This is a genomic window from Prevotella nigrescens (assembly GCF_031191185.1).
In the GTDB taxonomy this organism is placed as follows: domain Bacteria; phylum Bacteroidota; class Bacteroidia; order Bacteroidales; family Bacteroidaceae; genus Prevotella; species Prevotella nigrescens.
In genome coordinates, this window is record NZ_CP133465.1 from 396,751 (window position 1) to 410,013 (window position 13,263).

Annotated in this window: 11 protein-coding genes; 6 read left to right on the forward strand and 5 right to left on the reverse strand. The window is 44.3% G+C overall.

Annotated elements, in window-relative coordinates; genetic code table 11:
* Positions 1-2: 2 nt before the first annotated feature.
* The gene (locus RDV52_RS03730) at positions 3-200 is read left to right on the forward strand and encodes a hypothetical protein (RefSeq protein ID WP_004363575.1); all 198 of its coding nucleotides are present in this window, start codon (positions 3-5) and stop codon (positions 198-200) included.
* Between the two features lie 135 nt (positions 201-335).
* On the opposite strand, the gene RDV52_RS03735 is transcribed toward RDV52_RS03730, so the two are convergent.
* From RDV52_RS03735 to RDV52_RS03750, 4 genes are all read right to left on the reverse strand, one after another.
* A complete protein-coding gene (locus RDV52_RS03735) occupies positions 336-1,640 on the reverse strand; it encodes a histidine phosphatase family protein (RefSeq protein WP_040557074.1) in 1,305 nt (434 codons plus the stop codon).
* Positions 1,641-1,825: 185 nt separating this feature from the next.
* Complete coding sequence (locus RDV52_RS03740) at positions 1,826-2,323, reverse strand: very short patch repair endonuclease (RefSeq protein ID WP_040556919.1); 498 nt, start codon at positions 2,321-2,323, stop codon at positions 1,826-1,828.
* 1 nt (position 2,324) lies between these two features.
* The gene (locus RDV52_RS03745) at positions 2,325-2,855 is read right to left on the reverse strand and encodes an RsmD family RNA methyltransferase (RefSeq protein WP_004366995.1); all 531 of its coding nucleotides are present in this window, start codon (positions 2,853-2,855) and stop codon (positions 2,325-2,327) included.
* 23 nt (positions 2,856-2,878) lie between these two features.
* Positions 2,879-3,691, reverse strand: coding sequence for a DUF3822 family protein (locus RDV52_RS03750; RefSeq protein ID WP_004366994.1), 813 nt, complete (start codon positions 3,689-3,691; stop codon positions 2,879-2,881).
* A gap of 351 nt (positions 3,692-4,042) precedes the next feature.
* Here RDV52_RS03750 and RDV52_RS03755 point away from each other — a divergent pair, with 351 nt between their 5' ends.
* On the forward strand, positions 4,043-5,464 hold the full coding sequence (locus RDV52_RS03755; protein WP_004366992.1) for an ATP-dependent DNA helicase: 1,422 nt from the start codon (positions 4,043-4,045) through the stop codon (positions 5,462-5,464).
* Entirely contained in the window at positions 5,464-6,126 is a 663-nt protein-coding gene (locus RDV52_RS03760) for a SprT-like domain-containing protein (protein ID WP_004366991.1), read from the forward strand. Before RDV52_RS03755 ends, RDV52_RS03760 begins: the two co-directional genes overlap by 1 nt.
* Positions 6,127-6,144: 18 nt before the next feature.
* Here the strand turns inward: RDV52_RS03760 and RDV52_RS03765 are convergent, their stop codons facing one another.
* Positions 6,145-7,758, reverse strand: coding sequence for a hypothetical protein (locus tag RDV52_RS03765; RefSeq protein WP_309149736.1), 1,614 nt, complete (start codon positions 7,756-7,758; stop codon positions 6,145-6,147).
* Positions 7,759-8,267: 509 nt separating this feature from the next.
* On the opposite strand from RDV52_RS03765, the gene topA reads away from it, so the two are divergent.
* The 3 genes from topA (at position 8,268) to speA (ending at position 13,226) form a co-directional block, all read left to right on the forward strand.
* Entirely contained in the window at positions 8,268-10,613 is a 2,346-nt protein-coding gene (gene topA, locus RDV52_RS03770; RefSeq protein WP_040556917.1) for a type I DNA topoisomerase, read from the forward strand.
* 48 nt (positions 10,614-10,661) lie between these two features.
* Positions 10,662-11,225, forward strand: a complete 564-nt coding sequence (locus RDV52_RS03775; protein WP_004363588.1) for a shikimate kinase — start codon at positions 10,662-10,664, stop codon at positions 11,223-11,225.
* Between the two features lie 108 nt (positions 11,226-11,333).
* Positions 11,334-13,226 carry a biosynthetic arginine decarboxylase gene (gene speA / locus RDV52_RS03780; RefSeq protein ID WP_004363589.1) on the forward strand — a complete coding sequence of 631 codons (1,893 nt, stop codon included), beginning with the start codon at positions 11,334-11,336 and terminating at the stop codon, positions 13,224-13,226.
* Positions 13,227-13,263 lie beyond the last annotated feature (37 nt).

The window sequence follows — 13,263 nt, forward strand, 5'->3', positions numbered from 1 at the left end:
TCATGAAAAAGAAATATATAAAACTCCAAGTGGAGTGCATGCAAATACAACACGAAAACCATCTATTGGCTGGCAGTGGTAATGAGAACGACCACGCAGATTCAAAGGAATTCCAGTCTGATTTTGAGGCAGACTTTGATAATTTCGATGATGATGATATTAATACCTTTAAAGATAATAAGAAGTTATGGGACTATTAGCTTATGTGCCAATTAATTAGACTATAATTAGTTATTAGTTTATTTAATTGTGCTGATGTTTGAGTAGGAGGGTGTTCCAAAAAGCGTTTTGGGCACCCTCTTATTATTTTGTTCTTGTTCGCAGAGAGATGCCTATCAGTTGTTTGACGCTTTATAGCTATTGAGCAGTTTCAAATAGAATGTTTTAAAGTCTTTCCATTTATAATAATAAGGTGTAGAAGTTTTGGGCAATGGCATTGTTACCTCTTCCTCGTTTAGCAATGCCTTTACAAGAACATCTGCATTCGGTTTCTTTGAATTCTTATAAAAAATGAACTGAATGTTAGCTGCCATTGGAAATATGTACGCACTGTTCCAACCTTTCGTTTCAAGACTATCTAAGTCAGATGTCTGTATATTGTAATTGTTAAGGTTTAACAAACAAGCCAAAGGCATAATCATTGTATCATGTCCAAAGCGAAGAGTTGCTCCTGGATGCATGAGCGATAAGCATGAATCGGCTTCAGTTATTATTTTGTGTAGCAAATTCCGCTGAGAAAAAGGTTGGTTTCCTCCATTTTGTGGAGCACCGGCATAATGTAAATACCACCAAACATTAGACCGTTGCCAAAGATTATATAGTTCGTCAGGTGTAAAAATATCGTATAGCGACAGCGAATGGCGTATTTCAGAATCCTGAACAATACCAGCAAGACTAAATAAATCGTGCACAAATTGTTCAGCGTTTATATTTTTATCCACATAACTGCTATCTGTAAAAAGCCGCGACATTAATGGACGGAAGTTTAAATGTTGTTTATCCCAATCGTTTTGTGCCTTTTTCACTTCTTTGGTTTCTTTTTTCAGCATCAGCTTTTTATCCGAAAGATTCATGTAATACATATCGTGAGCACTGGCATCGCAGCGTACTTTTAAGCAGGAATTGTGCCGAAGAAGTTCCTGAAGTTCGTTTTCCATCGACAAAATACAACGGATAACAACCGTAGATTTAGCATCTACCCACACAGAATCTTTGAAAACAGAAGGAAAGCGCTCGTACATTCTTCGTGCTATTTGTCTATGTTGTTCAGCCCCTAAAGGTGTAAGTTCTCCCCATCTGTTATAAGCTTCGGCATACATACGGCGTATTTTGGCTATTGTTTCTTTGCCTTTATTGGTAAGAACACCTGCCGAATCGGCTTTCTCAAGTGCTTGTAAAGGTCGTAAGTACTGATAATCGTGAATGAGATAACGCGATCCGTGCCTTCCGTAATGAGAAATATAAACAGGGACGTAGCCGGTTGGTGGCAGCGTAAGCTTACCCGAAGGCGTAGGATAAGCGAGATAATTGTTTGCCGACAGTTCTGGTCTTGCGTAAATTTCCTTTCTAAATGATTGTGCCGTTATGTGTAACGATGACAAAAATGCCATTGTACACAACAAAATAAAATATTTCTTCATTTCTTCTACGTTTATTTTGATTTGTCCCAAATGGGCAATGTAAGTTTTATAAATGCTGCAATAAAGCCTTTTCCATTACCTTTCAGTGCAAAGATAGTTATTTTTAGCGAATATGAAGTATTGATGTAGTCGGAACATAAAATGGTTATGGGGGATTTTTCATAACCTTCTTGCATAAGAATATTTTATGTCTGTGGTTCGGGTTCTGCGGCTATCATCATTCCGGCGTCTTCTTCAGGTACCTGATAAGTAATCAAACGGTCTTTCAGGTATATATGGTTAAGCGTGTATGCCAGCGACACCAGTGTCTGTTCGCGCTTGTTTTTCTTCAGCTCACATTCCCACACCGTAATGCAATGCCAGCCCATCTGTGCTAACCGCTGTTGTTCTTCCTTGTCCCGTTCCTTGTTACGGGCTACCTTCTTCACCCAGAATTCTGTATTGGTCTTCGGCACAGTGTAGTATCTGCAGCCCTCGTGTCCGTGCCAGAAACAGCCATTCACAAAGATGCAGGTTCGGTACTTGCGCAGCACGATGTCAGGACTGCCTGGCAAGCGTGGGTTGTTTATCCTGTACCGGAAGCCGTTGCGCCACAAAAACTTTCTGACTATCATCTCTGGCTTCGTATTCTTGCTTTTGATGGCTGCCATGTTGTTGTGGCGCTGTTGTGAGGGACAAGCCATTTCATTTAAATATAGAGAAGTTCACGCTGCCGTAGCTTCTGTGTTCTACAAAGTGCGGATTGTTTGAGAAATCGTTGTTTTTTCCATGCTCAAACACGAAAATTCCGTCTGTTGAAAGCAGGTTATATTCAAAAATAAGGTCCGGAATGGTCCCGAGTTCTGGTAATGCATAGGGTGGGTCGGCAAAGATCAAGTCAAACTTTTGATGGCATGTTTTAAGAAAGCGGAATACGTCGCCACGGATAAGAATATTGCTTTCCACCTTTATTTTCCGCATACATTCGGCTATGAAGCGTGCATGGTCGCGGTCTTTTTCTACACTTACCACCTCCTTACAACCTCGGGATATTAGTTCCAAGCTTATGCTTCCGGTGCCAGAAAATAGGTCAAGCACCGTAATACCATCGAAATCGATGTATCCGTTGAGTACGTTAAATATGTTTTCTTTTGCAAAATCGGTGGTAGGACGTGCCTTGAAGGTACGTGGTATGTCGAAGTGTCTACCTTTGAACTGTCCGGTTATTATGCGCATAGCGTCTTTCTCTTATTTTCGTTTCAACCCAAATACAATGCTTTCAGGTCGTATGGAATTTCCTTTTGCGTTGCCATTGCAGCGTTGTTGAAGTCGGTTGCAACTTCCAGAACGTGGTATCGGTTCACGAATTGTTGCAATTTGGTGCACAGTTCGTCTCTATTGGGAACGTTTCCTGCCAAATACAGTTCGTTGTCTCCCCTATCCATTCCCATCAGCTTCCATACGTAAAGCAGATAATAGAGTATGTCTTGCGTACTATTTACTCCGTACGAATTGCAGAACTCGAACCTGTTTCGCTGAAATCTAATCACCTCCATTCGCTTGTCGTGGAAATATGCGAACAGTTTCTGACGGATACCAGCGAATGCGTACTTATACAGATGCGTCCACACGGCTTGCATTTGCGGCTGGACTTGTATGTTTTCAAAATGGTTGTCTACCACCATCTTCAGGTCTTTGCTTACTGCAAACACTGCAACGGCATTTAGTTTGGGCATTGTGCTCGTCAGTATGTCTTCGCTTCGTTGCCATTTCAAGGTGTGTTTGTAGAGTGTTTCTGCATCTTGTTCCTTATATTCGTCTAACGGAACAAACATTGTGGGGGCATCTATCGCCACCAATGCGCGCTTGTAGCCACTCTGCAATAGTTCAGACTTCTTGAAAGCTTCGCGCAAGTTTGCCGCTACAGAAATGCTATTGTTTACGTTATAGGGTTCGAACACAAAATTATCGTCGGCTTGCGGGTCGCCAACGGCAAACAGCATACTGCTTTCGCTTATGCGTAAAGTAAGGCGTATGCACCTATCGGGAATGTTATTATCTATCTGAACCATAGTTTATGAGTGCTGCAAACTTACGCATTTTTTTTCAATTACGCGGTCTTTCGCACCACAAATATAGCTTATTCTTTGCACACCGCAGTCTTTCATTTCATTTTTACCATGGTTCTGCAACTTTTTTACCATAGTTCTGTATTTGTTTTATCGGCACAAAACAGTAATATCTACACGTAGATACGAGCGTACCTACACTTAAATACAATTGTACTTGCGCACAAGTACTACAACAGAGAGCCTGTTTAACGATAACAGAACGGTGGTTTTGTTGGCAAAATACCATGCAAAAGAAACCGCAATCAAATAAAATGGCTAACTTTGCACGGTTAGAACGAAATGCAATGAAGTATGATACAAGACGAATGGGTGTACCAAATACTGCAAGACTTCGGCTTTGAACCAACGCAAGACCAACGAAACGCCTTGCACATCTTTGCCCGGTTCATGACCGACAGAAGCGAAAATGCAGCGATGATACTGCGCGGAAGTGCGGGTACGGGCAAGACTTCGCTTGCAGGAGCCATCGTCAGAGCCGTGAGCCGGCTGCGTATCAAGGTGTCGTTGTTGGCACCTACGGGGCGGGCAGCAAAGGTTTTCTCGCTCAATGCAGGCTTGGCAGCCTCAACCATTCACCGCAAAATCTACCGGGAAAAGGCTTTCAACGGTGCCGATGGGCATTTCCAGCTCAACAACAACCTGTTTCGCGACGTGCTGTTCATGGTAGATGAGGCTTCGATGATTAGCCTTTCGCAAAACAATTCAGTGTTTGGCAGCGGTCGTTTGCTCGATGATTTGGTGCAATACATTTACAATAGTAATGGCAATTGCCGCCTGCTGCTCATTGGCGACAAGGCGCAGCTGCCCCCAATAGGCGAACAGGAAAGCCCTGCACTGCGTGCCGACATGCTGCGAACTTACGGCTTGCAGGTCTATGAATGTGATCTGAACGAGGTGTTGCGCCAAAGTCAGCATTCTGGAATACTGTGGAATGCCACCGCCATTCGCAAAATGATAACCTGTAACACGGCAACACAGCTGCCGAAAATACGGCTGAAAGGATTTGCCGACATCTCTGTTGTGCACGGCGACGAACTGATTGAGAGTCTCACATCGAGCTATTCGGCAGTGGGAATGGACGAAACTATGGTGATAACACGGTCGAACAAGCGGGCAAACATCTTCAATCAAGGCATTCGCAACACCATTCTCGGACGCGAGGAAGAACTTACAACGGGCGATTTGGTAATGGTAGTGAAGAACAAATACTTGGAAAAAGACCGCAGCACCGATATTTCGTTCATTGCAAACGGCGACCACGCCGTGGTGCGGCGCGTGCGCAACATTCGCGAACTGTATGGTTTCCGCTTCGCCGACGTCGTTTTGGAGTTTCCCGATTACGACAATACGGAGCTGGACACGGTGGTCGTGCTCAACACGCTCACGACGGAAGCCCCTGCACTGACACACGAACAGAACGAGAAACTCTTTCAAAGCATAATGGAAGACTATGCCGACGTGCCCCGAAAAGCCGACCGCATGAAGCAATTGCGCGAAGACCAGTACTTCAACGCCATGCAAATAAAGTTCGGATATGCCGTTACGTGCCACAAAGCGCAGGGCGGACAGTGGGCACATATCTATCTCGACCAAGGCTATATGACCGACGAAATGCTTACAGCCGACTACATTCACTGGCTCTACACAGCTTTCACGCGTGCCACCGAGCACCTTTACTTGGTGAACTGGAACAAAAAACAGATTGCAGAATAATGGAAATTACGACAGCTTATCTTAAAGAAGCCTTCAACAAATACAATGAAGAGATATTCGGAGACACGCTTCCCATGCCTAACTTACGGGTGTCTAACGCCAAACGGAGATTAGGTTCCATGAGCTATCGTATGCAAAAAACATGGCGAAAAACACACCGTAGCTTTACCATTACTGTTTCCAACTATTACGACATGCCGCAATCGCTCATAGAAGACACACTTATTCACGAAATGATTCACTACGAAATTGCCTACAAAAACCTGAAAGACACATCGGCACACGGCACTTTGTTTCGCCAAAGAATGGAGGAAATAAACCGCAAATACCATCGAGACATTACCATAAGCAAGCGTATGATGGACTATGCGCCACGCCAAGACGACCCGACAGAAACCTTTCTGGTGCTGGCAATAAAACTGAACGACGGTTCGCATCTGCTTAGCTCCGTTGCACGAACAGCGATAGCAAACTTGGAAAGCCAGATGAAAAGAGTGTCGAAGATAAGCAACTACGGCTGGTATGTTACGCAAGACCCTTACTTTCGTAACTTTTCGAGAGTACGAACCTTGCGTGCCCATGCGGTATCGGCAGAAGAATTTGCTCGCCTTACTGCACAAATGGCATTAATAAGAGACAAAAGTGGGTGGACAGAACCATAGCCACCCATATGCCATAGCCTACTCCTTAGACTTTGAAAAATAATGCTCTTTGTTGGTTTTAAGGTCGAGCCAGCCACTAACGCCGTCCTTCACTATGTGGTAAAAGTATCGAGTGCTCTGTTCCAACTCATCGTAAACAGGTGTGTCGTTGTACGAATAGATGCCCGCTTTGCCACCTTTGTAGAAATAAATATATCCGTCGTTGTGCATCATAATAGAGTCGTAGACCATCGGAAGAATTGTTTCGCCCTTTAGAGTCCGCACAGGATAAGTCATCAATGGTCTTTTCCAATCACCCTGACCTACTGTACCTTCCTTAGGTTCCACATCGTTTGGCAGTTTATAATCGTAAGCAAGAATACCAAATTTGCCATTTCTTCCTACTCTTATCCATTCTGGACGTACATCGAGATCTCCCAGAAACCAACTGTTTCCATTGCATCTGTACTCTTTTTTTCCATCAAGAAAGGTAAGAGAGTCAGAAGGTTGGCAGTCTGAAAGCACGTAACGTTTGTCTTCTTCGCAGGTTACACCAGGTCCACCAGTGTAGTATTTCAGCTGGTGTTGCCCACGTTTCTTTAGCAAACTATATGTCCAATGAGGTACAGTGCCGCAAACTTCAAACTGTATTTTCCAAGGATTTTTCATCTTTTTCCCCATTTCATCGTAGTAAAAATCACCATTTCTGTTCAGCACATTTATGCAACCAATCATACAATTAGGTATTTCATACGCAACCAGGGCGTTTCCCAAGTCGAGCTTTTGAAGGTAAAGATTGTACACATCAACCCCTTTCTTTGTATGCGCAATAATAAAACGGTCTCCACAAATAATGCTGTCGTAATCTTGTTTCAGCATATTTTCGCCGAAAGCGTTCACCAATTGGCACCTACCTTCGTCCGTTTTCTTAACGTTCAAGAAGTCTTTAAGAACAATATTCATGAAGTCGTAGGGTGCAGCAGCATCGTATTTATTTCCTGCTTCTGTTAGTTCCGCAGGTTGGCATTCGCGAGATAATTTCACAAACTGGTCGCTTTTAATCGTTGGAAGCAACAAATAATCGAATGTTCTATAGGCGAATAACAAAACCGTCTTCCCTCCTTTCATTTCCAAAACAAGCGGATTTAATGGTTGAGACACCCCACGCCAGGTTGTAACCGAGTCTGGAACACACGAAGAAATAGTTATTACGCTGTATGCATACCTATCAGCCTTGGCATAACGCAGCAGTTGAGCAAACGCAAGGTCGGGTCGCAAGAACTTCAAAACATAGCTCGAGTTTTCTTCATTGCGCTTCCATTTGCCGCCTTCTTTGATATCGAACGTCTTTCCAACATAGTTTTCGAGAGCTATGGGACGCAGATTATCTACATCAACGAAACGCTCTCCCCTTTTTTCAATATCGTTTCTACTTAGTGTATCATTGCAAGAATATAAATCCCAGACCATCTGATAAGCTGCAGAAGCTTTGCTTATGCTTATTTTTTTCCGATCTATTTGCAAACGTCTTTGAGCATAACGGTCGGTGCCTACTTTTTTATAAAGGTCTATCCAACTGCCATCTACGTCGTAACCTATGGCATCAACATCGGGCAAAGACAGTCGTTGCTGCGCATAAAGACTGGTTGCCATACAGTAAAAAAATAGAAAAAGGAAAATATTTTTCTTCATAAGTACATTTATTTTTGAGACAAAGATAAGAAATTTGAAGAATAAAGACCTGCATTTTAAGAAACTTTATGATAGTACGAATTTATATATTGATAGACGGAACAGGGGGAGGAGTTGAGCTAAAGCGTGAAAACTACAGAACAAGCAAGACTTTAATATTTGCGATTATCTAACGCACACTTAAGGCATCATGGCGTTTTAAAAACAGCGAAAATATTGTTCGGATAACTATTTAATACTCAACATACTACAAAAAGCTATCGTTTTGCCTTGCAAAAGAGCCTGTTTGGCAATGCAAAAGAGCCTGTTTGGCAATGTGAAACAAGCTCTTTTAAAAAGTTAGAAAACATAGAATACATAATATTCCTACAAGCGCTAATATTAAAAAAACTAAAAATAGCCCATTATATAAGGTGTATGGAAAAAGTTTGCTTACTTTTGCGCCCTTGAATAATGTTACTAATGCTGATATGCAAGAAAACTTAGTTATAGTGGAAAGCCCTGCAAAGGCGAAGACAATAGAGAAGTTCTTAGGCGAAGACTTTAAAGTAATGTCGTCTTACGGACATATTCGTGATTTGAAAAAGAAAGAGCTGAGTGTGGATTTGGACACTTTAGAAGCCAATTACGAAATTCCGGAAGAGAAGAAGAAGGTTGTTTCAGAACTTAAAAAGAACGCAAAAGCCGCCAAAAAGGTTTGGTTGGCATCCGATGAAGACCGCGAAGGAGAAGCCATAAGCTGGCACCTTTGCGAAGTTTTAGGTCTCGACGAAGCAAAAACAAGTCGCATTGTGTTCCACGAAATTACGAAACCAGCCATTCTTGCCGCCATTCAGAATCCCCGTCATTTGGACATGAACCTTGTAAACGCACAGCAAGCACGCCGTGTCTTGGACCGTTTGGTAGGTTTCCGCCTGTCTCCGGTGTTGTGGCGCAAAGTAAAACCGGCACTAAGCGCAGGGCGCGTGCAAAGCGTTGCCGTACGGTTGATAGTAGAACGCGAGCGCGAAATACAAGCATTTAAGTCTGAGCCCTATTACAGAATAAGCGCAATATTCGCTGCAACAAGCGAAGACGGCACGAAAAACGAGGTGAAGGCAGAACTAAACAAGCGTTTTTCTACGCACGAAGAGGCGTTGGCGTTTCTTGAACAGTGCAAAACGGCATCGTTCAAAATATCTTCCATCGCCAGGAAACCGCTGAAACGTACCCCCGCCCCTCCCTTTACAACATCTACATTGCAACAAGAAGCTGCACGCAAACTCGGCTTCACAGTAAGTCAGACCATGATGGTGGCACAGCGGTTGTACGAAGCAGGACGCATTACATACATGCGTACCGACAGCGTAAACCTCTCGTCGCTCGCCATCAGCACGACCCAAAAAGAGATAGAGCGCTTATATGGCACCGAATATAGTCAGACTCGGAAATATCACACCAGCAGCAAGGGGGCACAAGAAGCCCACGAGGCTATCCGTCCAACCGACATGAGTGCACACAACATAGACGGAACCAGTCAGGAAAAACGTCTTTACGACCTTATCTGGAAGCGCACGGCAGCATCGCAAATGGCAGATGCCAAGATAGACAAGACCACTGTTTCTATTGCCATCTTCGATACGGAAGGGCACGAAGCAGCCGACTTGCAATTCGTAGCCACGGGCGAAGTAATTACATTCGACGGCTTTCTGAAAGTTTATCGCGAGTCTACTGACGACGAAAACGAGAACGAAGACACGTCGCACGCACTGCCGGCAATGAACGAAGGTCAGCTTCTGGAACGGCGCAGCATAGTTTCCACCGAGCGCTATTCCATGGGACCAAGTCGCTACACAGAAGCAAGTCTTGTGCATAAGCTCGAAGAACTGGGCATTGGCCGCCCATCAACATACGCTCCAACCATCTCGACCATTCAGCAACGCGAGTACGTTCAGAAGGGAGAAAAGAAGGGAGAAGAACGTACATACATCGTAGACACATTACAGGCACTGAAGATTACTTCGAAGAACAAGAAGGAAATGGCAGGTGCCGATAAGGGAAAACTTATTCCAACCGACATTGGCATCGTGGTAAACGACTTCCTCATGGAGAACTTCCCAGACATTATGGACTACAATTTCACAGCAAAAGTAGAACAAGAGTTCGATAAAATCTCGGAGGGAAAGGCAAAATGGAACACTGCAATGAAAGATTTCTATAAGCATTTCGAACCCGAAGTGGAATCCGTAATGAATGCACGGTCGGAGCATAAGGCTGGTGAACGCGAGTTAGGAGTAGACCCTAAGACCAACAAACCCGTATTTGTAAAGATTGGACGCTTCGGTCCTGTCGTGCAAATCGGCACTGCCGATGATACGGACAAGCCCCGCTTTGCGCAAATTCCGACTGACAAGAGTATGGAGACACTCACGCTCGACGATGCATTGGAACTGTTTAAGCTGCCACGCACGGTCGGACAGTTTGAAGGAACCGACGTCGTGATTGGCACAGGACGTTTCGGCCCATACATAATGCACAACAAAAAGTATGTCTCATTGCCCAAAGAGGAAGATCCTTTGACAGTTTCGCTTGACACAGCCATACGCCTGATAGAAACAAAACGGCTCCAAGATGCACAAAGACACCTTAAACAGTTCGACGAAGACCCGAAGCTGGAAGTAATGAACGGTCGTTACGGCCCATACATTGCATACGACGGAAAGAACTATCGCATACCAAAAGCCATGCACGAAAGGGCTGCCGAACTTACGTATGAAGAGTGTCAAGACATTATGAAGAATGCTCCTGAACCGAAAACAAAGCGCAAACGCAAATAAACAGCCAGCCTCCGCCTCTCCCCATAGGAGAAGGCGGATATGTAAGAAATGACCGAGAACCTACCAGACAACCTCAAACGAATAATCATAATAGGCTATATGGGCGCCGGAAAAACCACGCTCGGTTGGGCTTTGTCTAAAATCCTGGGGTTCAGATTCTACGATTTAGACTGGTATATAGAGACACGCATGCGCAAAACTATAGCCCAGATATTCGAAGAACGGGGCGAAGATGGGTTCAGAGTCATAGAACGCAACATGCTGCACGAGGTTGCAGAGTTTGAGAACGTCATTATTGCCTGCGGTGGAGGTACTCCGTGCTTCTTCGACAATATGGATTACCTGAACCAACAGGGTGAAACGGTGTACATGAATGCAACTGCCGACATCATCTGCCAGCACCTTAACATGAGCAGGAATGTTCGTCCTCTGTTAAAAGGCAAGTCGGAAGAAGAAATGAAAGTCTTTGTAGAGAAACAGATAGAGCAACGAAACACTTACTACAAGAGGGCAAAGCACATTGTTGAAGTGCATTTAATGGACAACCGCAAAAAGATAAGCGCAATGGCAAAACAGCTTATTGCGACCATAAAAACAAGCCGGAAGTTTTAATACAACATAGGAAAAAATAATAAACAAGAATACTATTTCATTATCGAGAGCGAAATCTATCCGAGTTATAACGGCACAAAAAGTTCTCTAACACACAACAAATAGGTTATGAAAAAATGGACGATTGAAGATTCGAAGGAACTCTATAATATTAAAGGGTGGGGAACTTCTTACTTTGGTATCAACGAATCTGGACACGTTTACGTTACTCCGTGCAAGGATAACAGGCAGTTAGACTTGTGCGAAATTATGGATGAGCTTGTGTTACGCGACGTAACGCCTCCCGTTTTGCTCCGTTTCCCGGACATTCTCGACAATCGCATCGAGAAAATATCGTCGTGTTTCGAGATTGCAAAGAAGGAATACAAATATGAAGGAGATAATTTCATCATCTATCCTATTAAAGTTAACCAGATGCAACCGGTTGTTGACGAGATTATTTCGCACGGCAAGAAGTTCAATCTTGGCTTGGAAGCAGGCTCGAAACCCGAATTGCACGCCGTAATAGCGGTTCAGTGCCAGAGCGACTCGCCTATTATCTGCAACGGATACAAAGACCAAAGCTACATAGAACTTGCCCTTTTGGCACAGAAAATGGGCAAGCGCATATTTATTGTAGTAGAGAAACTTAACGAGATAGACATTATTGCAAAAGCCGCCAAGAAACTTAATGTTATGCCCAACATTGGCATTCGCATCAAACTGGCATCTACAGGCTCGGGTAAATGGGCTGAGAGCGGAGGCGATGCGTCCAAGTTTGGCTTAACGGCATCGGAACTCTTGCAAGCCCTTGAGAAGCTCGACGAGAAGGGATTGCACGATTGTTTACGACTGATACACTTCCATATTGGTTCGCAGATTACGAAGATACGTCGCATTCAGACTGCACTTACCGAGGCTGCACAGTATTATGCCAACCTAAGAAAGATGGGGTACAATGTAGACTTCGTAGATTGTGGAGGCGGATTGGGTGTAGATTATGACGGAACACGGTCATCGAGCAGCGAGAGTTCGGTGAATTATAGCATTCAAGAGTACGTAAACGACTGTGTATCTACCTTTGTAGATGCATCGAACAAGCACGGAATACCACACCCGAACATCATTACTGAGAGCGGACGCAACGTTGCTGCACACCATTCCATACTCGTTATAAACGTATTGGAGACGGCTTCGCTGCCTGAAATGTCGGAAGAGTTCGAGGCAAAGGACACAGATCATCAGTTAGTACGCGAACTTTACAAGATATGGGACAACCTTAACTCGCGCAACATGCTCGAAGATTGGCACGATGCAGAGCAGATTCGTGAAGAGTCTCTGGAGCTTTTCTCGCACGGAATGGTAGATTTGAAGACCCGCGCAGAGATAGAAGCAATGTACTGGAGCGTCTGCCACGAGATAAACACACTGGCAAAGGGAATGAAGCACGTGCCAGACGAACTCCGCAACTTAGACAAATTGCTTGCAGACAAATATTTTTGCAACTTCTCGCTCTTCCAATCGCTTCCCGACAGTTGGGCTATCGACCAGCTTTTCCCCGTCATGCCGATACAACGGCTGAACGAACGCCCTACACGGAAAGCCACTTTGCAAGACATTACCTGCGACAGCGATGGCAAGATAGCCAATTTCGTAAGCGGAGGACGCACCAGCCACGTGCTTCCAGTGCACGCATTGCGTCGTAACGAGCCTTATTATCTTGGTGTTTTCCTCGTTGGTGCATACCAAGAGATACTCGGCGACCTCCACAATCTGTTTGGCGACACCAATGCCGTGCACCTTTCCGTGAAAGACGGGAGCTATCATATCGACCAGATTATAGACGGCGAAACCGTGGAAGAGGTGCTCGAGTATGTGCAATACAACCCTAAGAAACTTGTTAGGCAGCTCGAAATATGGGTAACCAAGAGCGTCAAGCAAGGAAAAATATCGCTCGAGGAAGGAAAAGAATTCCTTAGCAACTATCGAAGCGGACTGTATGGATATACCTATTTGGAGTAAAACTACTCCAAACAGGTTCTCCATTCCTATTTGTTAA